28 protein-coding genes are annotated in these 20,550 nt (G+C 57.7%); 11 read left to right on the forward strand and 17 right to left on the reverse strand.

Annotated features, from left to right (window positions below; genetic code table 11):
- Nucleotides 1-21 precede the first annotated feature (21 nt).
- Both ACNAZS_RS02950 and ACNAZS_RS02955 read right to left on the reverse strand, forming a co-directional pair.
- A complete protein-coding gene (locus tag ACNAZS_RS02950) occupies nt 22-1,341 on the reverse strand; it encodes a PQQ-dependent sugar dehydrogenase (protein ID WP_415785979.1) in 1,320 nt (439 codons plus the stop codon).
- Between the two features lie 232 nt (nt 1,342-1,573).
- Nucleotides 1,574-1,951: a winged helix-turn-helix transcriptional regulator gene (locus ACNAZS_RS02955; RefSeq protein WP_415785981.1), complete on the reverse strand. Its 378-nt coding sequence runs from the start codon at nt 1,949-1,951 to the stop codon at nt 1,574-1,576.
- Between the two features lie 88 nt (nt 1,952-2,039).
- On the opposite strand from ACNAZS_RS02955, the gene ACNAZS_RS02960 reads away from it, so the two are divergent.
- A complete protein-coding gene (locus ACNAZS_RS02960; RefSeq protein ID WP_415787040.1) occupies nt 2,040-2,363 on the forward strand; it encodes a nuclear transport factor 2 family protein in 324 nt (107 codons plus the stop codon).
- An 80-nt stretch (nt 2,364-2,443) separates the two neighbouring features.
- Here the strand turns inward: ACNAZS_RS02960 and ACNAZS_RS02965 are convergent, their stop codons facing one another.
- Nucleotides 2,444-3,043 (reverse strand): LysE family translocator, encoded by a 600-nt coding sequence (locus ACNAZS_RS02965; protein WP_415785983.1) that lies wholly within the window; start codon nt 3,041-3,043, stop codon nt 2,444-2,446.
- A gap of 97 nt (nt 3,044-3,140) precedes the next feature.
- Between ACNAZS_RS02965 and ACNAZS_RS02970 the strand changes: the two genes are divergently transcribed.
- Nucleotides 3,141-4,031 carry a LysR substrate-binding domain-containing protein gene (locus ACNAZS_RS02970; protein WP_415785985.1) on the forward strand — a complete coding sequence of 297 codons (891 nt, stop codon included), beginning with the start codon at nt 3,141-3,143 and terminating at the stop codon, nt 4,029-4,031.
- Nucleotides 4,032-4,174: 143 nt separating this feature from the next.
- On the opposite strand, the gene ACNAZS_RS02975 is transcribed toward ACNAZS_RS02970, so the two are convergent.
- Nucleotides 4,175-4,873 carry a glutathione S-transferase gene (locus tag ACNAZS_RS02975; protein WP_415785987.1) on the reverse strand — a complete coding sequence of 233 codons (699 nt, stop codon included), beginning with the start codon at nt 4,871-4,873 and terminating at the stop codon, nt 4,175-4,177.
- A 136-nt stretch (nt 4,874-5,009) separates the two neighbouring features.
- Here ACNAZS_RS02975 and ACNAZS_RS02980 point away from each other — a divergent pair, with 136 nt between their 5' ends.
- The gene (locus ACNAZS_RS02980) at nt 5,010-5,585 is read left to right on the forward strand and encodes a TetR/AcrR family transcriptional regulator (protein WP_415785989.1); all 576 of its coding nucleotides are present in this window, start codon (nt 5,010-5,012) and stop codon (nt 5,583-5,585) included.
- 39 nt (nt 5,586-5,624) lie between these two features.
- Here the strand turns inward: ACNAZS_RS02980 and ACNAZS_RS02985 are convergent, their stop codons facing one another.
- Genes ACNAZS_RS02985 through ACNAZS_RS02995 form a run of 3 tightly spaced genes read right to left on the reverse strand, consistent with a single transcriptional unit; the run spans nt 5,625 to nt 7,459 of the window.
- The gene (locus tag ACNAZS_RS02985) at nt 5,625-6,419 is read right to left on the reverse strand and encodes an SDR family NAD(P)-dependent oxidoreductase (RefSeq protein ID WP_415785991.1); all 795 of its coding nucleotides are present in this window, start codon (nt 6,417-6,419) and stop codon (nt 5,625-5,627) included.
- Between the two features lie 25 nt (nt 6,420-6,444).
- Entirely contained in the window at nt 6,445-6,948 is a 504-nt protein-coding gene (locus tag ACNAZS_RS02990; RefSeq protein ID WP_415785993.1) for an SRPBCC domain-containing protein, read from the reverse strand.
- Between the two features lie 16 nt (nt 6,949-6,964).
- Nucleotides 6,965-7,459 carry an SRPBCC domain-containing protein gene (locus ACNAZS_RS02995; RefSeq protein WP_415785995.1) on the reverse strand — a complete coding sequence of 165 codons (495 nt, stop codon included), beginning with the start codon at nt 7,457-7,459 and terminating at the stop codon, nt 6,965-6,967.
- Between the two features lie 271 nt (nt 7,460-7,730).
- Between ACNAZS_RS02995 and ACNAZS_RS03000 the strand changes: the two genes are divergently transcribed.
- On the forward strand, nt 7,731-8,612 hold the full coding sequence (locus tag ACNAZS_RS03000) for a LysR family transcriptional regulator (protein WP_415785997.1): 882 nt from the start codon (nt 7,731-7,733) through the stop codon (nt 8,610-8,612).
- 331 nt (nt 8,613-8,943) lie between these two features.
- Here the strand turns inward: ACNAZS_RS03000 and ACNAZS_RS03005 are convergent, their stop codons facing one another.
- Entirely contained in the window at nt 8,944-9,201 is a 258-nt protein-coding gene (locus ACNAZS_RS03005) for a helix-turn-helix domain-containing protein (protein ID WP_415786000.1), read from the reverse strand.
- Nucleotides 9,202-9,300: 99 nt separating this feature from the next.
- Complete coding sequence (locus ACNAZS_RS03010; protein ID WP_415786002.1) at nt 9,301-10,278, reverse strand: alpha/beta fold hydrolase; 978 nt, start codon at nt 10,276-10,278, stop codon at nt 9,301-9,303.
- 77 nt (nt 10,279-10,355) lie between these two features.
- Here ACNAZS_RS03010 and ACNAZS_RS03015 point away from each other — a divergent pair, with 77 nt between their 5' ends.
- The 4 genes from ACNAZS_RS03015 to ACNAZS_RS03030 all read left to right on the forward strand — a co-directional run bounded on the left by ACNAZS_RS03015 (nt 10,356) and on the right by ACNAZS_RS03030 (nt 13,064).
- Entirely contained in the window at nt 10,356-10,817 is a 462-nt protein-coding gene (locus tag ACNAZS_RS03015) for an RrF2 family transcriptional regulator (RefSeq protein WP_415786004.1), read from the forward strand.
- A gap of 296 nt (nt 10,818-11,113) precedes the next feature.
- A complete protein-coding gene (locus ACNAZS_RS03020) occupies nt 11,114-11,458 on the forward strand; it encodes a hypothetical protein (protein WP_415786006.1) in 345 nt (114 codons plus the stop codon).
- Between the two features lie 50 nt (nt 11,459-11,508).
- The gene (locus ACNAZS_RS03025) at nt 11,509-12,852 is read left to right on the forward strand and encodes an SH3 domain-containing protein (protein WP_415786008.1); all 1,344 of its coding nucleotides are present in this window, start codon (nt 11,509-11,511) and stop codon (nt 12,850-12,852) included.
- 47 nt (nt 12,853-12,899) lie between these two features.
- The gene (locus tag ACNAZS_RS03030; protein ID WP_415786010.1) at nt 12,900-13,064 is read left to right on the forward strand and encodes a hypothetical protein; all 165 of its coding nucleotides are present in this window, start codon (nt 12,900-12,902) and stop codon (nt 13,062-13,064) included.
- Nucleotides 13,065-13,141: 77 nt separating this feature from the next.
- Here ACNAZS_RS03030 and ACNAZS_RS03035 read toward each other — a convergent pair whose 3' ends face one another.
- From ACNAZS_RS03035 to ACNAZS_RS03045, 3 genes are all read right to left on the reverse strand, one after another.
- Nucleotides 13,142-13,369 carry a hypothetical protein gene (locus tag ACNAZS_RS03035; protein WP_415786013.1) on the reverse strand — a complete coding sequence of 76 codons (228 nt, stop codon included), beginning with the start codon at nt 13,367-13,369 and terminating at the stop codon, nt 13,142-13,144.
- A gap of 187 nt (nt 13,370-13,556) precedes the next feature.
- Nucleotides 13,557-13,700 (reverse strand): hypothetical protein, encoded by a 144-nt coding sequence (locus ACNAZS_RS03040; RefSeq protein ID WP_415786015.1) that lies wholly within the window; start codon nt 13,698-13,700, stop codon nt 13,557-13,559.
- A 132-nt stretch (nt 13,701-13,832) separates the two neighbouring features.
- A complete protein-coding gene (locus tag ACNAZS_RS03045; RefSeq protein WP_415786017.1) occupies nt 13,833-14,576 on the reverse strand; it encodes an SDR family NAD(P)-dependent oxidoreductase in 744 nt (247 codons plus the stop codon).
- A gap of 265 nt (nt 14,577-14,841) precedes the next feature.
- Here ACNAZS_RS03045 and ACNAZS_RS03050 point away from each other — a divergent pair, with 265 nt between their 5' ends.
- Both ACNAZS_RS03050 and ACNAZS_RS03055 read left to right on the forward strand, forming a co-directional pair.
- Nucleotides 14,842-15,465, forward strand: a complete 624-nt coding sequence (locus ACNAZS_RS03050; RefSeq protein ID WP_415786019.1) for a TetR/AcrR family transcriptional regulator — start codon at nt 14,842-14,844, stop codon at nt 15,463-15,465.
- 12 nt (nt 15,466-15,477) lie between these two features.
- Nucleotides 15,478-15,882, forward strand: a complete 405-nt coding sequence (locus ACNAZS_RS03055) for a VOC family protein (protein ID WP_415786021.1) — start codon at nt 15,478-15,480, stop codon at nt 15,880-15,882.
- A gap of 226 nt (nt 15,883-16,108) precedes the next feature.
- On the opposite strand, the gene ACNAZS_RS03060 is transcribed toward ACNAZS_RS03055, so the two are convergent.
- The 3 genes from ACNAZS_RS03060 to ACNAZS_RS03070 all read right to left on the reverse strand — a co-directional run bounded on the left by ACNAZS_RS03060 (nt 16,109) and on the right by ACNAZS_RS03070 (nt 17,776).
- Nucleotides 16,109-17,107, reverse strand: a complete 999-nt coding sequence (locus tag ACNAZS_RS03060; RefSeq protein ID WP_415786023.1) for a saccharopine dehydrogenase NADP-binding domain-containing protein — start codon at nt 17,105-17,107, stop codon at nt 16,109-16,111.
- An 85-nt stretch (nt 17,108-17,192) separates the two neighbouring features.
- Nucleotides 17,193-17,594, reverse strand: a complete 402-nt coding sequence (locus ACNAZS_RS03065; protein ID WP_415786025.1) for a VOC family protein — start codon at nt 17,592-17,594, stop codon at nt 17,193-17,195.
- A complete protein-coding gene (locus ACNAZS_RS03070; protein WP_415786027.1) occupies nt 17,591-17,776 on the reverse strand; it encodes a hypothetical protein in 186 nt (61 codons plus the stop codon). Before ACNAZS_RS03070 ends, ACNAZS_RS03065 begins: the two co-directional genes overlap by 4 nt.
- Here ACNAZS_RS03070 and ACNAZS_RS03075 point away from each other — a divergent pair.
- The gene (locus ACNAZS_RS03075) at nt 17,775-18,842 is read left to right on the forward strand and encodes an AraC family transcriptional regulator (RefSeq protein ID WP_415786029.1); all 1,068 of its coding nucleotides are present in this window, start codon (nt 17,775-17,777) and stop codon (nt 18,840-18,842) included. The genes ACNAZS_RS03070 and ACNAZS_RS03075 overlap by 2 nt on opposite strands.
- A 310-nt stretch (nt 18,843-19,152) precedes the next feature.
- Here ACNAZS_RS03075 and ACNAZS_RS03080 read toward each other — a convergent pair whose 3' ends face one another.
- Entirely contained in the window at nt 19,153-19,299 is a 147-nt protein-coding gene (locus ACNAZS_RS03080; protein WP_415786031.1) for a DUF2274 domain-containing protein, read from the reverse strand.
- A gap of 6 nt (nt 19,300-19,305) precedes the next feature.
- Nucleotides 19,306-20,517: an MFS transporter gene (locus ACNAZS_RS03085; protein ID WP_415786033.1), complete on the reverse strand. Its 1,212-nt coding sequence runs from the start codon at nt 20,515-20,517 to the stop codon at nt 19,306-19,308.
- Between the last annotated feature and the right edge of the window lie 33 nt (nt 20,518-20,550).

Raw genomic sequence — 20,550 nt, forward strand, 5'->3', positions numbered from 1 at the left:
TCGTGACATGCAGTACCTTATCTACTTGGTGGGCGCGACTCGCCATATGGTGTTTCCCGTATCGTCAGCGACGAGAAGCGCACCGGTCTTGTCCACCGCTACGCCAACTGGTCGTCCCAGCGCATCGCCTTCTTCATTGAGAAACCCGGTGAGAAAATCTTCCGGCTGCCCAGCCGGCCGGCCATTCTTGAACGGCACGAAAATCACTTTGTAGCCGCTATGCGGATCCCGATTCCAGGAGCCGTGCTGACCGATGAATGCGCCACCGGCATATTTTTCGGGGAAGGACTCGCCGTCGTAGAAAGTCAACCCAAGCGAAGCCGTGTGTGCGCCCAACGCATAGTCGGGCTTGACGGCCGAGGCAACGAGCGCGGCGTTCTGCGGCTTCATGCGCTCGTCCACGTGCTGCCCGAAATAGCTGTAGGGCCAACCGTAAAAAGCGCCGTCTCTGACCGCCGTCATGTAGTCTGGTACCAGGTCGTTGCCGAGTTCGTCGCGTTCGTTGACCGACACCCATAATTGCCCGCTGTCCGGCTGCCAACCCATGCCGTTTGGATTGCGCAAGCCGGTTGCGAAAAGTCGCTTCTTGCCAGTCGATAGATCGATTTCCCATATCGCCGCGCGCCCTTCTTCCTCTTCGAGGCCATTTTCGGCATTGTTGCTATTGGATCCCACCGTGGCGTACATCAATTTTCCGTCCGGGGAAGCGATGATGTTCTTGGTCCAATGGTGATTGCGGGGGCCGGCCGGCAGGTCAGTCACTTTCTTGCCAGCGTCTTTGATCGACGTCACCCCTTCCTCATAAGGAAAGCGCAGTACCGCATTGGTATTCGCCACATAGAAATCCGTACCCACCAACGCCATCTCGAAGGGGGAAACCAGGTTCTCCAGAAAGACGTCGCGGGTCTCGGCTTCGCCGTCTCCGTCCTCGTCGCGCAGCAGCGTGATGCGGTCGGCGCTGGGAACGTGAGCCCCCGCCTTCTTCTGAAAGAACCGCATAACTTTGGATCTAAAGCCTTTCTCGTCCTCGGGCCGCTTTGGCGCATTGGTTTCGGCTACCAGTACGTCGCCGTTTGGCAACACGTATATCCAACGCAGGTGGTCCAGTCCCTTGGCGTACGCACGTACCTCGAATCCAGCCGGCGCCGTGGGTTTTTGATTGTCAGCCCAGGGTTTGGCCGGCGCGACGTTTACAGACGGAATGAGAGAAGAGTCGGGTTTCGGTAGAACGGGATCCGACCCGTAGCTGGTCGACGGCGGCGGTTGTCCACTTCCACCGCAAGCCGATACGCCGAAAACCATGATGCTGGCCAAAATATAAATTCTGAAGTGCTGCAGCATGGCGTTGCTCCTTGAGTCTATGAGTGGCTGCCAGCAAGTCTTGTTCCAGGTCGAAGAGTCCGTGCAAGCGCTCTAGCGTCCCGACGCCAGTCAGGGGAACACTACATGTTCGGCCTTGACATCTCAGGCGCTGATTGTGGCACCGCCAGCCATCACAAGTTCATGAATTCGAGCCCACGCGACGCGCGATTCGACGGCAGCGTTCTATTGGCTCGGGCTGCTGGCCAATCTCTCAACACGCGGCGTGATCATCGCGCTGGGCAGCCCACTTCAGCAACTCATCAAGGGCAGGACAAAGCGCTTGCCCCCAATCGGTCAAGCCGTATTCAACCTTGGGCGGAACCTGATGATGAACAATGCGGCGAACGATTCCATCATCCTCCATCCGCCGAAGTTGCTGGATCAGCATCTTCTGCGAAATTGCAGGAATGGCACGCTCTAATTCGGAAAATCGCAGGAGGTGACCGCCAAAGAGATGAAACAGGATCAGCAGCTTCCAGCGTCCCTCAAGAATTTTAAGGGTCTGCTCGACGCCTTCAGCGGCGGAGGTTGGCGTATGAATTACCTTACCTTTAGGTAAGTACCCTACTTTTTCGTGCGTACTTGTCATTGGTAAAGCTTATCTCTACTCTGTTTGCCAGGCAAGCAGTTGAGAGAACTCATCTGCATTTCTAAACACCAGTAAGGGAGTTCGCGTGATGCTACAACTACCACATTCCATTGCAGCATACTTCCAGGCAGATCTAAGTGATGCTGTTTCGGTTTCCGAATGTTTTACTGAAGATGCCATCGTCAAAGACGAGGGAAACACCTACTCTGGTCGCAATGCGATACGTGACTGGAAGGAAAAATCGTCACGCAAATATAAATACACCGCCGAGCCTTTCTCGATCGACGAGGCAGGTGAGCAGACCATTGTGACGGCGCACGTTGTTGGTAACTTTCCCGGCAGCCCAGTGGATTTGCGATATTTCTTTGGTCTGCACGCCGGCAAAATTGCCTCACTGGAGGTCAAATTATGAGCTTCAATCGTGATCTGGCGGCCCTCCCCCTCGTGACGCGCGGCGCACCCAGGGTATCCGGTCAAAGCGAAGATCGCTATTCATTCGAACCACATCGGAATGATTGAAATAGCAAGTAGAGCTCCTAATACAGCATTGAATGCATGCCATTGCGCATCTGTTCGAAGAAGGCGCGCGAGTATCAAGCCCGCGACGCACCAAAGGGAAAGCGAAAGGATCGCCGCGAACCCGAACGAACATCCTAGGGTAAGAGCGAAATGCGATGGCTCAGCCGCAAGCGAGGCAAAGGAGGCGGCGGCTCCCATTGCCACCGCCCAACCTTTCGGGTTATGCCAGACGAGCCAAACCGCGCCGAAGAATCCAGTAGGACGCGCGATATTTGAATGCAAGTGCGGTGGGCCGCTTCGCGTCATCTTCCATGCGAGCCATAGTAGGTAGAGCGTGCCGATGAGCTTCATGGCGAGCTGCAGAGACGGAAAGGCCAGAATGACCCCTCCTAATCCAGTAGCAGCACCGGCGGCCATGGAAGCAAGGCCCAACGCGATCCCGCATATAAACGGTAGAGAGCGGCGATATCCGAAACGAGCGCCGGACGCGGTAGCTAAAGTCGTGGCGCCGCCTGGCGTGATCGTGGACACGATGACAAACAGCGTAAGTGGCGACAATTCAGCGATGGACATACACCCCCCAAACGTATTTGGGAAACTCTATCGCGACTCCTCGCATAACTAAATCTCATATTGTGCAAGCGATGCATTACGACTCATAATGCATAGCATGGCTCGCAATCTCGATGTCGCCCTACTTCGCACCTTTGTCGCTGTCGCCGATCACGCCAGCATGACGGCGGCCGGAAACGTCTTGCATCTTACCCAGAGCGCTGTCAGTCAGCAGATTGCTCGGCTAGAGGATTTATCCGGCGCGTTGTTCATTCGTGAGCGAAAGACGCTCCGTCTGACACCAAACGGCGAGCGGTTTCTCGGAAAAGCAAGGCGTCTTATTGTTCTCAATGACGAGTTGTGGGCGGATATGGCGCAAGAGCCAATAAATGGCCTCGTCCGCCTGGGCGCTCCGTATGATCTTGTAGGGACATGGCTGCCCCCGATTCTTAAAACTTTTTCGCAGGCGCATCCCCAAGTGGAGATCAAGCTTGTCTGTCTTGCGTCCCCTGAACTTTTGACTGCTGTCGACAATGGCGCATTGGATCTCGCCCTGGTCGAGGAGCCGGTTGGGAAATCGCATGGGAAATCGCATGGGGAATGCTTGGCGGTTGATCGTCTCGTATGGGTCGGCGCCAAGGGTGGCACGGCACATCTGAAGACCCCGCTTCCAGTTTCTATGGTCGCCGAGACCTGTGCTTTCCGTCCCGTTGTTTTACAGGCTCTCGGTGAAGTCGAACTTCCCTGGCGAACGATGTTCGAGAGCGGTAGCATCGATGCGACACACGCCACGATTCGGGCTGATCTTGCCGTGACGGCGTGGCTTGCCTCGACAGTTCCGACCGATCTCGGCATCCTCCCCTTTGGGGAGCGCCTGCCTGAACTTCCCTCATTCGCAATCAATCTTTATCAGACAAAAGGGCAAATCCCACGTGCAGTCAGTGAACTCCTGCAGCAAATACGGCATAGCGTAAGCAGCCCGCTTATTGCCGACCAAGCAATCGCATAGTTCCGCGTCGCACTCATCACGCGAACCGACTATCCAATGATTGGCTCGTGCGGGTGATACCAAGGGTATCCGGTCAAAGCGAAAGGATTACCGGGAGCCCGAAACGTATTGGAGGAGCGCTATCGCGACTTTTGAGACTTCTCTCAATCTATCGCAAGTGCGGAAAATGCTGGCTGGTTCTTTATGCTGGGACGTTCCTGCATTCTTGCGTACCAATTCAATAAGGCCTTCAATTCAGCAGGTATCGGCAGCTTAACGATCGAGGCGAAGACCAAACCGCCGATTACGGTAATGTCTGCCATCGAAAAGGCTCGACCGGCAATATAGGGCTGGTTTTTCAGAACACCATCAAAGTAGTGCATACCTCTCAAGGCCTTGTCTCGCTGGCGAAACCCCCATTCGGGATTCTGATACAGCTCGACCGCAGGCCCCAGCCCTGGCGTCCCGTGGTGAAAATAGACGCTGATGGCATCAAGCAGTTCCAATTCGGCACGCTTGCTCATCATGTGGATCACGCCCTTTTCAAGTGGGGTCGTGCCGGTTAGCGTGGGCAGACCGTCAAGTGCGTCGAGGTACTCTGTGATGGCGGTGCACTCGGCAATGCAGGTTCCGTCATCGAGTTCGAGCACGGGCAGCGTGCCCGAGTAGTTTTTGCTCGCGATGAACTCCGGCTTTTTGTGCTCTCCTTTATACAAATCGACCATCACGAACTGCACGCGAGATTGCAGGTTCTTTTCGGACAGGGCGATGCGAACCCGCGTCGGATAGGGTCCTTGGGGAAAATCATAAATTGTCATCAGCGACGGTCTGACTTCGTCGAAGTTCGTTGTGGTGGTAGTCATGGCCCTTCCTCTGCAGTTGTATTCGTGACGGTTTGGATCGTCATTCGTTAAATCTAACTAACGTTCGTTAGTTCTAACGATAGGCGCTACAATCCCCCTCTGTCAATACTTTTTCTTCAAAGCGGAGACCGTCGTAGTGAGGAACGAAGCAAATTCAAGCTCCAGGGAGCGAATCCTGATGGCCGCCACGAAGATTGCGCAGGCCCATGGCTACGGTGGGCTGAATTTCCGGGATCTGGCGGAAGCCGTAGGAATCAAGGCGTCCAGCATCTACCACCACTTCACGAATAAAGCCGATCTTGGTGCAGCAGTAGCACGACGATACTGGGAAGACTCGGCCGCGGCATTGGACGCACTATCGGCCGAAGCCAAGGATCCGCTGCAATGCCTGCACAGATATCCCGAGACGTTTCGCAAGGCGCTCGCGAGCGGCAATCGCATCTGCCTATGTAGCTTCATGGCGGCAGAAAGCGATGACTTGGCCGAGAGCGTGATGAAAGAGGTTCGGACCTTCGCAGAGGTACACGTCGCATGGCTGATCAACGTTCTATCCGCGGCAAACGTGGTCGGCCCGGCAGAGAGTGAACAGCGCGCACGCGCCATCTTTGCAGCCGTCGCCGGCGCTCAGCTCATTGCCAGAAGCCGTTCGGACATCACCGTCTATGATGCATTGATCGAGGGCTACCGCACTGCGGGTCTACTACCTGCATAGTTCGAGGCGTGATGCTTGGAGCGTTTCCGGTTCTGGCTTTCAAGCAATCGAACGAACTACGCCGCCATCGACGCGCAATGCGGCACCCGTGGTTGCAGAAGCCTGTTCCGAGCAGGCATATACCACCATGTTCGCCACCTCTTCCGTGGTGGCGAAACGGTTGATCAGTGTTGTCGGGCGTGCGGCTGTCAGGAACTCTCGCTCGGCTTGTGCCTGAGTGATGCCCTGCTCTTGTGCGGTCGATTTCATCCAGTTCGACAGAATCTCGGAGTTGGTAGGACCCGGCAACACGGCGTTGACGGTAACGCCTGTGCCAGCGACGAGTTCCGCCAACCCCCGCGAGACGGCAAGAATCGCGGTCTTGGTGACGCCGTAGTCGATCATCTCCTTTGGGATGTTCAGTCCGGATTCACTGCTGATGAACACCACGCGCCCCCAACCACGTGCCGTCATTTTCGGCACGTAATGACGCGCGGCGCGCACACCGCTCATCACGTTGAGTTGGAACAGGTCGAGCCATTCGTCGTCGCCTTGATCAAAGAAATTGTTCAGGCGTGCCGTGCCAGCATTGTTGACGAGAATATCCGCATCCGGTGCGTGCGCGAAAAGAGCCGAGCAACCTGCTGCCGTGGCAATATCTGCGGCAACACCGGTCAATTCGGCTTCCGGCAACAGGGCTCGCATCTCGCGCAATGCGGTATCAACACGCTCCTGTGTACGCCCGTTGATGACGACTGCCGCGCCTGCACGGGCCAGCCCTTCGGCAATCGCGCGGCCGATGCCAGCGGTGGAACCGGTCACAACCGCCGTGCGGTTCTTGAGTTCAATTTGCATGGAGTTTTCTCCTATCGAGGATGGGTTAGTCTATCTGTTTCGCCACGTCGTCTTCCGCCGCGCGGGCAAGGCGTTCGACCCAATCCTGGTGGTAGCGGTACAGGGCACCGGGATATTGGCGTCCGATCACGTCGAGGAAAAATTCGCCTTGTTGAGTTTCTTCTGTCAACACATGACAGCCTTCGTCCGTCGGCGTGATGACCCAGCCGTGGTAGGCGCTCGAACCCGTATCCTCGCCATCGACAGTCGTCGCCCACGCCAATCGGCGGTTCGGTACGCATTCGGTCACGGTCAGGCTCATCGGATAGCCGACCGTCACCCGGTGGTAGCGCGTGCCCAGCATCAGCTCCGGCTCTCCTGACAGGATTTTCACCTGATCCTCGGCGGGAAAATAGCGAGCCCAATGCTCGGCATCGACCAACAGCTTCCAAACCACTTCGGGTGGCGCTTTTACGTCGATGTCGTTGAGTGCATAGATCGCCGACGTTCTCGGATCGTAACGCTCAGGCCAAATCACTTTGTCGATCATGTTTTCCTCCCGCTCTTCAAGCGCCAGACTTCTCGCGGGCGACCGCGACTTCGGCGATGTCCTTGAGCAGCTTTTCATGGGTGAGCCAGAAAATATCTGGCGCCTGCTTAGCCAGCTCGATCCAATGCGGCCCTCGCATCGTTTCTTCGGTCCACAAATGACAACCATTGGCCGTTGGCGTGATGATCCAAGCGTGATAAGCCTTCGAGTGCTCGTCGACCGTCGGATAGCCGCCCCAAGCGATACGCGCCATCGGCTCGAACTCCTGCACCGAGGCATAAACATCCTGTCCGGCCAGATTTGTCTCGAAGCGCGTGCCGGCACGGAAGCGCTGATGACCGTCTAGCAACTGCACATGCTGGACGCCAGGATAGAAGCTCGGCCACGCCTTGGGGTCTGTGAGCAGCGACCAGATCGTCTCGACCGAGGCCGCGACGTCAAGCTCGTTGGTGAAGTGGATCGGTGAGCGGCTCGGTTTCATTTCCTCGGGCCACTTGATAATTTCGTACATGATTTTCTCTTGTTGCTTGCTTGATTGCAGTGGACGTTCGCACGAGTTCAGTTGGACTTGATGAGGTCTTGAAAAATCAGCGGGCCCAAATGCGTCCACGCGCCTAGGCGAGTGCGCCGCCTTCGGCGAGGGCTTGACCCACTTCGCCGAAACCGATGATCGAATAACTCATGAAACCGCTCCTACTCTAGATGTGCTTGAGAAGGATGGTAATTAATTCCACTATGGTTGATAATTACTGAATAACCCATCAGACTTATGCCAAATTGGAATGGATCGTTTTCATGAACTGAAGGCCTTCATCGCCGTGGTCGAAACCGGCGGGTTTTCGGCGGCTGCGCGCAAGACCAGCCAGTCGCAGTCTGCCATCAGCAAGGCGGTAAACGCACTGGAAAAACGGCTCGGGGTAGCCCTACTCCATCGCAGCACTCGGAAGGTGACGCTCACCGATCAGGGGCAGAGATACTACGAACGCCTCAAACCACTGGTTGACGAAATACAGGTAGCGGACAGCGAGCTGACCAACAGCACGTTGGATGTCTCAGGTCTTGTCAGAATCGCCTCGCCCTCCACATTCGGCCGCTTGCACGTTCTGCCGCTGATTCCCGAACTCTTGTCTCATCATCCTGGCCTACGGGTCGACCTGGTGCTGTCCGATGCCGTGAGGGACATGGTGGAAGACCGGATTGATCTAGCCATTCGTGTCAGTCCGGTTAGCGACCCCGACTCTGTCGTGCGACGTGCGGCCGGCACCTCACTCGTCTGCGCGGGCTCTCGTCGCTACTTCGCGAAACACCCTATTCCGAAGACACCTGCTGAACTCACCAATCACAATTGCCTGATCTACGGCGACATGACGCAGTGGCCGTTCACCGGGCCGGAAGGTCGGTTCAGCGTACCGGTCAGTGGCAATCTTTCCTCCAACAGCGTCGAAACGATCTTGGCCGGCGTACTGGCCGGCGTTGGCATCGGCATGTTCCACAGGGCTTCGCTTGTGGGGGAATTTCAGCAGTCGGACGTAATCACAGTTCTCGACGAATTCATCGACGAGCCCAGAGACGTCAGCCTTGTCTGGCCGAAGCGCCGGTTCGTACCCACACGTGTACGACGTGCTACGGATTTCTTTGCGATGACACTGCCGCTACGCATTTAGTTAAGACACTCCGCAGGCCCGACGCCAGTCGGTATTACATCGTTCGATGCTGGTAGCAGGATTGATTCCGAGCTACTGACGACGATACTCGGCATACAACCAATCCTGGCCCTGCTGATGACCGAACGGCGTCTCCCCACATGACAATACGGTCCATCGCGGCTAAAGACTGCACTCAGCGCGCTCTTTTAACGTAGGCGCTGCAATGCTATGCGCTCTGCACCGTGCGGCTGGCATACTCGCTATACAGGCGCGGCTGCTTCATGACGTCCTGCTTCGGAGCGAGGCCAAACGTCCGCGAGTATTCCCGACTGAACTGCGAAGCGCTCTCCTAACCAACCTTGTAGGCAGCCTCCGCTATGTTGGCCGCCTCTGATACCATCAGGCGCCTCGCCTCCAGAAGGCGCATTTGCTTCTGAAACTGAAGCGGCGTCATGGAGGTCAGTGCCTTGAAGTGCTGATGGAACGACGATGGGCTCATTCGCGCCACATCGGCCAATTGTTCTATTCGCAGGGTCTTGGCAAAGTTTACGTGCAGCATGGAGACGACCTTTACGACCCGCTCGATGTTCGAATCTGGCAGCGCCAACTTGCAAATTTCCCCGCCGTGCGGGCCGCTCGTTGCCCGGCGCGCGCAGTACGTGCGAAGGGGCAAAGTGCATGATCTCATCACATGCGGATTCACGCCTTAGAGGGTACGTAAGAACCGAACAAGCGCTGCATTGACTTCGCTAGGCGCCTCCTGTTGCAACCAGTGCCCTGCGCCTGGAATAACCTCAGAGAAACGCAGTTGAGGCACAAGTTCGGGCATCGCCTTGATGATTTGGTCCATACCCGGGATAGCAAGTCCCGTATCTCGCGCACCGACGAGAAAGAGTGCGGGCACCTCGACTTGCTTTCCTACGAAAGCGCTCTGTAGCATCCAATTCCGATCCAGATTCCGATAGTAGTTAAGTCCACCTCGAAAGCCGCTCCTCTGGAAGCTCTCCACGAAGATGTCCAGATCGGCTTGTTCAAGCCAAGATGGAAGTACCACAGGATCTGGAAGCGAGTCGAGCAACCCCTGCCCGCGCGTCACCATCCCAAACGGATTAGGGGTGTTTGGATCAGTTCGCGGTCCAGCATCTCCGGACGCAGCGAAGTAGATTTTTCGCAGGGTCGAAGCAGTGTCCCTATCGAGCTCCTGTTCGGCCACGTTTGGCTGACTGAAGTAATGCGTGTAGAAGATCGCCATCGCGGTTTGAGGAAACATCTGACTCGGTGCAACCGGGGCACGTCCCATCATCGGTACACCCAGCGCAGCCACGGCACGGAATCGATCGGGCCGCACCTGTGCTGCTTGCCAAGCAATCGTTGCGCCCCAATCTCCTCCCACGATCACCGCTTCACGCTCCCCTTCGGCATCGACAAGGGCAACGAGGTCGCCCACCACATCCAAGGCGGTAAAGTCTGCTGCGTCGGCTGGGCTGTCGCTGTTGCCGTAGCCTCGCAAATCGGGCGCTACCGCTCGAAAGCCAGCTTTGGCAAGCGCGGACAATTGATGTCGCCAGGCGTAGGCTGTCTCAGGGAAACCATGGCACAGAAGCACCAGAGGGCCTTCGCCTTCCTCCGTGAGGTGAAGCGTGAGCCCGTTGACCTCCACATAGCGCTGGTTGCGGTTGCTCATCAATGATCCTCGATTAAAGTTTCGGATGAAAGCATGTTATCGTAACTGTAACTGTTACGCAAAATTCTGAGTTTCTCATGGCATACGACACCCGCCTTGCCCGTTTACTTCATGTGCTGATCCACATGCATTTGCGTGGTGGTACCACGACATCCGAAAACCTCGCCAAGATGTTGCACACCAACGCGGTAGTAGTACGCCGGACCATGGCCGCGCTACGCGACACTGGTCTCGTCACATCGACCGGGGGACGCAATGGGGGATGGTCGCTCACGCGAGATTTAAGTGCCACGACGGCAAAGGACGTGTATGACGCGATCCCTCACGGCGCGGTCTTTACCATTGCTCTGGCCGATGACAACCCTCAATGTCCGGTGGAAGGCGCTGTTAATAGATTTATCGTCCAAGCCATGCACGATTCAGAGCAAGTCCTGCTGGCCCGATTAGACGGGCATTCGCTTTCCGAGCTTGCACAGATGATTTCTTTACACCCGGATGGCGCCCAGCGCCTTTCGAGTGCAATGCGATTCCGGCATTGATCATGACCAGGCCAACAATAAAGGGCGTGACACCAGCCACGGAGTCGTACTTCTTGGTGCACGTCGCACAAGCAAGTTATCCTCCAGAGCGGCGCGCGAAAGCCGCCCCCCTTCCCTCGTTGCTCACTCCTCAACGAAATTTGATGACGAGCGCTACCTGGTTCGCGATTCGCTGAAAGGAGCGAGATGACAGCGATTAAGACGTCAGCACAAATTATCGAAGGCCATATCGACACGCTGCGCGTGGCGGTTCCACCTCCCGAGGAAACATCCACCTACGCATCGACGGTGTCCCCATGGCCGGCACTCTCGAAAATGCCGCCAACATCCGCATCTTGCGAAGCCTGCAGCAGCGAGGTACACCCGTGCGTATCGGTGTTCTGCCATTCCTAGCCGAAGGCGATCAGGTTGAAATTGCGGCATACGCGGACGGAATATCCGGTAGCGAGTCGCGCAGGGCCGTGTATGCGATGCGTGTTTGCCTTGTGGGCTGCCTCGGCATTGCGTTACCACTGCTGTTCCTGGATGCACGCTGGCGCTTAGGCAGGCCCACACGACGCCAGCGTACTCTGGAACGGGTTTATCTCACTCTAGATCTGGGCACGCCTTTCGCGCCTACGTCGCGCATCGAAGAAGTGTAGTGCCACACATTGAATCCGGCACACCGGTCAACATGTCTATGTAGATTTTTATGGCAGCCATATACCGTTCTCCCATCCGCTTCCTTCTATTTGGCCTCATGTGTCTGACGAGCTACGGAGTTTTCTCACAGGATGAGCTTCCCTTACTCCTGAACCCTGCGCCAGGCGTTTCTGCGCGCATCGACAAACAAGGAGAGGACTACGTCCTGATCCAGCCGCGCGGACAACGCATCACACTCGTGTCGCAGGACAAGCTCATAGACCTGGGTCAGGGTGATCCTATCTTCAACGAGGAAGACTACGACTACGATGGCTACGCGGACATTGCCATTGGTCTGCGCGCCGGCATGGTGAATACCGGCGAGGCGATCTATCTCTACGATGCCAGATCAACATCCTATGTACCGTTCGACGTTCCCGAAGACGTCGGAGAACGGCAGAACTGCAGGGGATTCTGGTCCATCGAACGTCTGACCGAGCGCAAGGCCATTCGAAGTACATGTCGGGATGAGGCGCGCTGGCACTACGATATTCTGCAGATCGAGCCTGACCGGTCAATATGGATATCCGAACAATCACGTACGCCGGAGGACGTTGTTTACTGGCCGTATTTCGGCAAGCCCACGCGATACGTGACCTATGACCGACACGGAAAGACATTACGCGAGGCTGTGCTGTCCTACGAAGAGGGTGGAGATCGGCACACGGGTTGGGTGGTTCCGGTCAAGCGTCTTGCGCTCTACTCGGCTCCCGACACAAACGCAGCGACAACAGCCTATCTCATCAAAGGCGACGAAGCCGACAGGCTGGCTTTCGAGGGCGGCGAGTGGATGAAGATCGCCTATAACGGCAAAAAAGGCAGAATAGAACGTTGGGTGTCTCTCAAGGATGCCTATGACCTGGCCAAGGGCTACGATCCGCAACAGCGGTCACCCGATCCGCTAGTGCTCTGGGCGATCGATTATCGTGAAACGCGCACAGCCCCAGACTACTATCGCAATCTGTTCACGCTGTCGCTCGACAACGTGGGCGAAAAGGACATCAAGATCTATCAGGGCGAAATCCACCTGCTCTTCACCGGACCGGACGGCGCAAGCGCCGTACACAAGCTGTATGACCTGTCCATGTTCACCGTCAAACCTCGGCAAAGCCGCGTCCTGGACGACAATGTCATCGAACAGCACGGCGGCCGCTACGTCATTTTCCACGGCGTGGGTGCTGAAACAGATTCCAAACCGGAATACGTGCCTTTCTTTCCGCCGGACCTGGCGCCCGGACGCTACCGGGTCCGGGCTGTTTTGACCGATCCCGGCTTGCATGATCCCATTTACGCGAAGGAAGAAATCGAAATTGATTATCCGCCGCGTCTTCCGGCCGATCTCGTCAAACCGTGAAGCGATAGGCTTCGCGTCCGCTCGCGATCCATACCGACTGAATAAGAATGACAGCAAAAACTTACCGGCACTACCTCTTCGGCATAATTCTCTCTATTGTATTGGCCGGCTGGATCGCTATCCTCGGCATCACCGCAGTGACCCATCCGACGCTAGGCATGGGCATCATGATGCTCCTGAACGCAGCATCTGACCTTTCCAACACTGCCTGACACACTTTCCGTGACGACGATATCCGCCGTTCCTTGATGCGCGCGAGAATCCATCGCCAAGGCGAGAAGGACGCGCATTACTTTTTTCTGCTTGATCGCGATGCGATACCGCCGACGATCATGACAAGACCAACGATAAAGGGCGGGATGATGTAGGGGAGAGATTCGGTGTCTTCCCACGGGAGAAGAAATTCGCGACAACCGGCGGTCGACATGCCGCAACCAAACGCCTGCAGCCAGTACCAACCAGCAAAGGTGACGAGGCACAGGAGCATGCCGCCGATGATAAGCAAGGTTTTAATCATAGACAGGCGCCCCTCAGCACGTGTTCTGGCCTCTGTCGGCACGATTGCTCATAAGATCCACCGGTGCGTTTCATTTTTTTCCTTATTGTCATACTCTTCTCCAGACGCCCAAAGCGATCATCGACTTGAGTCGTTCAATTTGTCAACGGCTTCATATCTCCGGCAATTGTATTGCCACTACCTGACGTCACGCCCCTTGCACCTGCTCGGGCGGATAACTGGGCTCGTCGGCCGTGGCCAATGACCTGCTCAACGCGACCTGTTGTTCGGCACTACGCAGGCTGGTCTGGGCATCTTGCGCCAAGGTCTGCACTAGCGCAGCGCCAGCCAATTTGGGTTCATGCGTTAAGCATGCCGCGCACTGTCGCCATGGACGCGGGTCGCATCTGAGAATACCGGAAGATTCATGCACTTGAGCATCGGGTCAATGACGTGAAACGTTGTCTTCTTGATTCGGACGAAGTCAGACCTGCGAGGCGCCACCGTCGGCAAAGAGCTCCACACCATTGATGTAGCTTGCCGCATCGCTGGCCAGGAAAATTACTGCCGAGGCAATCTCTTCCGGCTCACCGATGCGTCCCAGCGGGCTTTTGGCAGTCAGGAAGGCCAGGCCTTCCTCGGCCTTGTCGCCAAACGCTGCCCTAAGGGAATTCGTGTTGGTCGGTCCCGGACTCAAGATGTTGATACGAATTCCCGTCCCCTTGAGTTCAGCGACCCAACTGCGGACCATGTTGCGTACAGCGGCCTTGGTGCCGCCATAGATACTCATGGTGGGCCCTGGGTCCATGGAAGCGGTGGATCCAACGATGACCACACTGGAGCCAGGCACGAACAGGCCGAGCGCGCCCTGAATCGTCAGCACCACCCCCTTGACGTTGGTCGAGAACTGCTCGTCGATCTGCGCCTCGGTGATCTGCCCCAAGGGCGCATGCACGCCACCGCCAGCGTTGGCGATGAGAACGTCGATTCGGCCGAAACGACCTTGCACATCCGCATACAGCGCTTCCAGGCTCGACGCCTGACTGACGTCGGCAACGATTCCCACTGCGCCGTCGCCTAGCAAGGCAATCGCGTCATTCAACACAGCTTGTCGCCTTCCCGTTATGACGACGCGGGCTCCCTCGTTGATCAGTTGCTGGGCAATGGCCAACCCGATTCCGCTACCGCCACCGGTCACGAGGGCGATTTTTCCGTTCAATTTCGACATTTCTTATCTCACATTGTAGTGGTCGCTATAATAGATTATAGTGATCGCTAAAGCAATGACGTACCACGTGTGTTCATCGTCGCCGGCGAGACCTCAATGACCCGATGGCATCGCCGGGCAGCTTTATCATCACGAACCAGCATGAGATGCACAATGAACCCTCCCTCTGGCAACTACCAGGACGTTATCGCTCTGCTGAGCACCGGCGTATGCACGATTGCCGTTGCATAGATTTCCGAACGCATGTTTGACGGACCTATCGACCATGAACCATAAAGTTTCAGCTTCGACCCGAAGTAGTATCGGGCACTCGACTGCCCGCAAACCTCGACGGGCCTTCGACCGCGAGGCAGGCGTCATCGTAGCCAAGGACCTGTTCCACGAGCGGGGATATGACGCGGTCGGTATCGCTGAACTGACGCGCTCTTTGGGGATCAATCCGCCTAGCCTCTACGCTGCTTACGGCAGCAAGGCGGGCCTCTTCGAGCGATGCATGGCGGTGTACGTGGAAGAAGCCAACCTACCAGCGGACAAGATTCTGACGCCTGGTCGGCCACTGCCTGAAGCCATCAACGACTTGTTTCTCCACGCGGCGACACTCTACACCAAGTCGAAGGCCAAGCGCGGCTGCATGGCAGCCGAGGGCATGCGCTCTGCCGACCCACAGGCGCGTGCTTTGGCCAACGCGTACGGGGAAGCTGCGGCCGCTTTCATCGAACGCTATATCAGCCAGACCCATCCGCAACGTGCACGCGAGCTCGCCGACTATGTCGTGACAACTCTGCAGGGCCTCTCAGCGGCGGCACGCTCCGGGTTGTCCAGGCCCCGTCTTGCGACGGTGGCCAGGCTGGCCGGGCGGGCCTTCGAGGCGCTCCTCCCTACCCTCTGACAACATATGACCATGACCATCCTTGATCACATCGAATTTTCTGTGCGTGACGCCGAAGCGTCCCGACGTTTTTACGAACAGGCCTTGGCACCTCTGGACATCGCCCGGGTCATCACCGTCGGGCCCGAACGCACCCGCAGCGGAGGCACTCGCCACGGTTTCGGCAAGGACGGCTATCCCAGCCTCTGGATTCACGACAACGAAGCGCCAGGGGCCGGCACCCACATCGCCTTTGCCACGAACGAGCGGGCCGTCGTCGATGCCTTTCATCGAGCCGCGCTCCAGGCCGGCGGAGCCGACAATGGTCCACCCGGGATCCGATCTCGCTACCACGCCCACTATTACGCGGCCTATGTGCTGGATCCGGACGGCACCAATGTGGAAGTGGTTTGCCAGCATGCCGATAGCATTCCATGACGACAGGAGCGCTTCCATGCCTAGACGAGCGATACAGCCACCTCCATTGTTTTCGAGCCCTCCTTGGGAACTCTCGCAGGTCGTGATCAGTGAGTCAACGCGGATATACTCAGGACGGTTGTCGATACAGTAGGGGTTCTACGCATCCTGGGTACGAACAAAGCCGAACTTGGTCGCCAACACGACCCGATTCCCTCGCAGCGATAGGCGGGTTGCAAAAGCTAAGTCAAACGTCGCCCTTGATGGTCGCAACGTCAATGATCCGGGTATCGGCGATTGTCTCGGCAAAACCGTGGCCGAACACACCAACTGGAGTCTGGAACCCATGGAGAAGCTCGCCGCGTAGCACTCGCCGCGCGGCCTCAGCAGCGGCCATGGCGGTAAAGGTATAGCCGTTCACCGTATCAAGGACCGAGAGCGCAACCGTACCGTCAGCATCGATGACTTCGACGGCCGCATGGTACCGGTTGGCCGCCCGCTCTTCCGTGCTCGGGCCTGCGGGGAGTTCCGCAACATCTCCCGCCGGAAATGCGCCTGCAGTGACATGAACGAAGGTCTCGATGTCGGGCACGCCGGTCGCGTGGTGGATGGTCAAGAGATCGGGCAACGTCACAGGGAACGAAGACTGCGGCCCGTCGCCGAAGTCGAAGACGCGCAGCTCCTCGCGATTGCGCGCAACGAGCTCCCCGTCGACGAGATGGAGCGTCTCGGTCACCACATTCTGAGTCGCGCTGGTCACCGACCCTCGCGACATCCCGCCCGCCACATCGAGTGCGATGCGGATTTTTCGTGGATCCTTGAGCCGCACTGTGGCATGGCCAGCAAGGCTTCCGAGCATCGCGACACTGCCCCCGCTTCCGGGCAAAAGCATCACGCCTGCAGCACGGGCTTGCCCGTCGAGGGCAATCGCCTGTCGATAGGTGCCGAGCTCGGCCGAGAAATCTAGGTAGTGCACGCCGGCACGGATGGCGGCAGCCATGAGCGGTTCCGCCGTGGCCATGAACGGCCCGGCGGCGTTGAGCAGCACGCAGACGCCCTCAAGCCCATGGTGGATTGCACCGGGATCGTCAAGGGAGAAGATCCGCGCCTCCGCACCGAGCCGCTGGGCTAGTGTCTCAAGCGCCGCCCGGCTTTGAGCGCGACCTGCGAGAACCAGGTCGAGGCCTGCGGATGCGGCATGCTCTGCCGCCATGCCGCCGGTATACCCGGCGGCTCCATAGATCATCAGTTTTTCATTGTGGGGCACCCTTCCAGGTGGTTTATTCGAGCGAGGCGTCGATGCGCAGGATCAACCCGCGGGCGTTGAAACATCAGTTCCCGTGCTGCCAGCTTTTGTAGACGAACTCCAGGCTGTAGCCATCTGGGTCTCTGACCTGCGCGGCGTAGTAGCGGGGATCGTAGTGAAGCTGCGGCCCGGGCGCATGGATCTCGGTCGCATCAGCGGCCAATGCCTCGGCAAAGGCGGCATTCACCATTTCCTCGGAGTCCGCAATGAAGCCAATGTGCACGGCATTGGGCGCTGCAGCTCCTTGCCGTAGCCAGAATGACATGCGGCCCTTCGCCCCGAAGCCCTTCAAGTTGGGATGGCCCACCGGGCCGTCCTTTCCGTCATAGTCGAGCCGGTTGGTGATCCCGAGGACGGGAAGCACTCTTTCGTAGAAGGCAACCGAGCGATCGGTGTCACTGACGGTGAGAAAGATGTGATCGATCATGAAGATGTCCTGTAGACGATGTAGCCGCCAGCGACTTCGATGTTCTGGGCGTTGATCCAGCCACCGTCCACAGTCAGCAGCGAGGCGATCACACGAGCCACTTCTTCTGCTTCACCCACGCGCCCGAGGGCGGTGCTGGCGCCGATACCCCGGCTACCTCCGGTGATGACGATGATGTCCATGGGTGATTCCTTGAAGTTCGATAGCAATACGATAGGCGCGCGCCACGGTCCTGGCCCACCTGATCCTGCCTCATTCCTGCCTATTTCTGCTCAATCGCTTGCCCTCAAACGAGAGTCGAAGTTCAATGGCGTCATGGAAAAACAATTGAACGAACTGCGGAGCCTAGCCGCTCACGCGCGAAATCGTCGTACCGAGACTGGCATCCCACGTGTGGCGATGGTTCAGGGAGCCGTTCCAGAACACGAGCTTGCCGCCGTCTACGAGCCCATGATCAACCTGATCCTGCAAGGAAGTAAGTCCATGTCCGTTGGCGGGCAGACCCTGCACTACGATCCTGCCACCTATTTCGTCATGTCCGTCGATCTCCCGGCGGCTGGCATCGTGCGCAGCAGCGAATCGGGTTCCCCCTATCTCGCGGTGAGCCTGACGCTCGACCCATCGCTACTGGCGGGCCTGTTGTCGGATTTGCCCAATACTGCCGGAGTGAGACGCCGGGAGACGGGATTCTCGGTCGCTGCGGTGACCGTGGAGTTGCTGGATGCCTGCGTACGCATTCTGCGCCTGATGAGGCATCCGGCGGATATTCCGGCACTTGCACCTGCCTATGAACGCGAGATTCTCTACCGCGTGTTGCAAGGCCCAATGGGCTGGATGCTGCATGACATCGCGACGCCGGATACCGCATTGGCGCGCATGAGCCGGGTCATCCAACGTATCCGCCAGGACTATGCGCGTCCCCTGCGGATGGAGGAACTGGCCGAGGAAGTTGCGATGAGCGTATCGGCGTTCCACCGTCACTTCAAAGCCGTGACAGCGCTGAGTCCGCTGCAATACCAGAAACAGATTCGCCTGCTGCAGGCGCGCACGTGGCTGATCGCTGCGGGCTACAGCGTCACCACAGCGGCGCATGAGGTCGGCTACGAGAGTCCGACCCAGTTCAGCCGCGAGTACGCTCGTGAATTTGGATTGCCGCCCTCAAAGGACGTGATACGCATTCACGAAAGATTGCGGATCAAAGACTGCACCCTCAATACCAAGCCTTCGCAGAAAGCCACTGCGACCTGACAGGCCTCGGATAGGCAAAGGTGTCGTCAACGAACATCAGCGGCGCCACCTGCGTTAGCAGCCGCGCAGTATCGAGATAGATCGGTTCATGGCTTGAGCACCAGCAGGCCTTCAGCCGATCGGGATACCCGACGCCGCCAAATCCTCCGAGGTCAGTGGCGTCCCCGGTGCCAGCCGGGTATAGAGCGCATTTAGCTTGCTTGGAGTAGTCGTAGCCATACTACTATTTCCACAATTTTTTCAAAAAGAAGTCAATTTGATATGAAATCACCAATCGTAGTCTGAATACGATAATGACAACTTATCCAAACTATTTTGGCGTAGCTGCGCGGGAAGACGGTCGAGTGTTGTCTCCCCTGCCCCGTCCGAATTCCCGGTCGCCGGCGATGAACATCCCCAGGATGTGCGGGATCAGCACCGTGGCATCGACTGCCTCGCCGTAGGTCTGTACGTGCATCACCGCCTATGCATCCCGTCTTTTACGTTCCTCAGCACGTCCGGAGATGAACATCACGCTCGCCCCGGCGAGCGCTGCAAAAAACACATACACGATCACGCCCTCTGAGCCGGATCTGTCAATGATCAAACCTCCTAGAACCGCGCCCATGGCAATGGCAACCTGGAAGATCGATGACAAAAGCGCGCCAGCGCTTTCGGCGTGATCGGGTGCCGCACGCGCGGTCCAGATCGAGATCGAAACCGGAAACGCACCGAACGCGACCCCCCAGAGTGCGGTCGCCGTGAACGCGACGCCCGCGATCGTTCCAAAGACGCTGAGCGCGAGGGCGACGCCGGCAATCAGGAGCGATGCACTGGCTACCGCCCACGCAGGACTGCGCTCGGCGATGGCCCCGCCGGCGAAGTTGCCGAGGAACCCGCCGAGCCCGAAAACCAGGAGCGCGAGCGAGACCGTCGAAACCTCAAGACGCGGCACTTCCTCAAGGAAGGGGCGGATAAAGGTGAAACCGGCGAAGTGCCCGGAGATGACAAGAAGTGCTGTTGCCAGGCCGATTGCCACCGAGCGGCGCGATAGCGCCGCCTTGAAAGAGGCAAGGCCAGGGGCCGAGGTGGCTGGAAGCCTGGGTAGAGTCAGCATCTGGACGACGAGCGCTACCGCACCAATGCCGGCCGCAGCCAGGAAGGTTGCCCGCCATCCCCACACCTCTCCCAGAAAAGCACCCAACGGCGCAGCGAAGACTGTTGCGACCGAAATGCCCATGATGATGATTGAAATGGCTCGCGGTACCTTGTCAGCAGGAACTAGCCGCAGGGCGAGCGCAGCCATCATGGCCCAGAAGCTGCCGAGGGCGAACCCCAACAGTGCTCGGGCTATCAGGAGGATCGTGATGTTGGGAGCATAAGCCGAGAGAACGTTGGAGAGAACAAGCATTCCCATCAGTCCCCAGACGATCTTCTGCCTGTCCAGTCGGCCCGTACCCAAAATAAGAAGCGGACCGGCTATGGCAGCGATCACAGCCGTGGCCGTGACGGCTTGGCCCACCATGCCATTGGAGACGCCTAGCTCAACTGCCATTGGAGTCAGCAGACTCACAGGCAGAAATTCTGCCGTCACCAGCCCGAAAGCGCCGAACGCCAAAGAAAGGACTGCCAACCATGCAGCATGCGACGCAGCAGCGGGCTGGGTCAGAGCGCTTGAATCGGTTGTATCAGACATGCATTGATCCTCGATGGTGTATTGGGGTGCGGT

Origin of the sequence: Bordetella tumulicola (genome assembly GCF_965138755.1) — a bacterium.
Classification (GTDB): domain Bacteria; phylum Pseudomonadota; class Gammaproteobacteria; order Burkholderiales; family Burkholderiaceae_B; genus Bordetella_A; species Bordetella_A tumulicola.

Coding starts and splice junctions, on each gene's coding strand:
- ACNAZS_RS02975 (WP_415785987.1), bottom strand. CDS start 4,873: ATGACTACCACCACAACGAACTTCGACGAAGTCAGACCGTCGCTGATG.
- ACNAZS_RS02955 (WP_415785981.1), bottom strand. CDS start 1,951: ATGACAAGTACGCACGAAAAAGTAGGGTACTTACCTAAAGGTAAGGTA.
- ACNAZS_RS03070 (WP_415786027.1), bottom strand. CDS start 17,776: ATGGACATCATCGTCATCACCGGAGGTAGCCGGGGTATCGGCGCCAGC.
- ACNAZS_RS03025 (WP_415786008.1), top strand. CDS start 11,509: ATGGCAGCCATATACCGTTCTCCCATCCGCTTCCTTCTATTTGGCCTC.
- ACNAZS_RS03060 (WP_415786023.1), bottom strand. CDS start 17,107: ATGATCTATGGAGCCGCCGGGTATACCGGCGGCATGGCGGCAGAGCAT.
- ACNAZS_RS03050 (WP_415786019.1), top strand. CDS start 14,842: ATGAACCATAAAGTTTCAGCTTCGACCCGAAGTAGTATCGGGCACTCG.
- ACNAZS_RS03010 (WP_415786002.1), bottom strand. CDS start 10,278: ATGAGCAACCGCAACCAGCGCTATGTGGAGGTCAACGGGCTCACGCTT.
- ACNAZS_RS03020 (WP_415786006.1), top strand. CDS start 11,114: ATGGCCGGCACTCTCGAAAATGCCGCCAACATCCGCATCTTGCGAAGC.
- ACNAZS_RS02995 (WP_415785995.1), bottom strand. CDS start 7,459: ATGTACGAAATTATCAAGTGGCCCGAGGAAATGAAACCGAGCCGCTCA.
- ACNAZS_RS03045 (WP_415786017.1), bottom strand. CDS start 14,576: ATGTCGAAATTGAACGGAAAAATCGCCCTCGTGACCGGTGGCGGTAGC.
- ACNAZS_RS02965 (WP_415785983.1), bottom strand. CDS start 3,043: ATGTCCATCGCTGAATTGTCGCCACTTACGCTGTTTGTCATCGTGTCC.
- ACNAZS_RS03055 (WP_415786021.1), top strand. CDS start 15,478: ATGACCATCCTTGATCACATCGAATTTTCTGTGCGTGACGCCGAAGCG.
- ACNAZS_RS03015 (WP_415786004.1), top strand. CDS start 10,356: ATGGCATACGACACCCGCCTTGCCCGTTTACTTCATGTGCTGATCCAC.
- ACNAZS_RS02985 (WP_415785991.1), bottom strand. CDS start 6,419: ATGCAAATTGAACTCAAGAACCGCACGGCGGTTGTGACCGGTTCCACC.
- ACNAZS_RS02960 (WP_415787040.1), top strand. CDS start 2,040: ATGCTACAACTACCACATTCCATTGCAGCATACTTCCAGGCAGATCTA.
- ACNAZS_RS03030 (WP_415786010.1), top strand. CDS start 12,900: ATGACAGCAAAAACTTACCGGCACTACCTCTTCGGCATAATTCTCTCT.
- ACNAZS_RS03035 (WP_415786013.1), bottom strand. CDS start 13,369: ATGATTAAAACCTTGCTTATCATCGGCGGCATGCTCCTGTGCCTCGTC.
- ACNAZS_RS02990 (WP_415785993.1), bottom strand. CDS start 6,948: ATGATCGACAAAGTGATTTGGCCTGAGCGTTACGATCCGAGAACGTCG.
- ACNAZS_RS03075 (WP_415786029.1), top strand. CDS start 17,775: ATGGGTGATTCCTTGAAGTTCGATAGCAATACGATAGGCGCGCGCCAC.
- ACNAZS_RS02950 (WP_415785979.1), bottom strand. CDS start 1,341: ATGCTGCAGCACTTCAGAATTTATATTTTGGCCAGCATCATGGTTTTC.
- ACNAZS_RS03000 (WP_415785997.1), top strand. CDS start 7,731: ATGGATCGTTTTCATGAACTGAAGGCCTTCATCGCCGTGGTCGAAACC.
- ACNAZS_RS03085 (WP_415786033.1), bottom strand. CDS start 20,517: ATGTCTGATACAACCGATTCAAGCGCTCTGACCCAGCCCGCTGCTGCG.
- ACNAZS_RS03065 (WP_415786025.1), bottom strand. CDS start 17,594: ATGATCGATCACATCTTTCTCACCGTCAGTGACACCGATCGCTCGGTT.
- ACNAZS_RS02970 (WP_415785985.1), top strand. CDS start 3,141: ATGGCTCGCAATCTCGATGTCGCCCTACTTCGCACCTTTGTCGCTGTC.
- ACNAZS_RS03080 (WP_415786031.1), bottom strand. CDS start 19,299: ATGCACGTACAGACCTACGGCGAGGCAGTCGATGCCACGGTGCTGATC.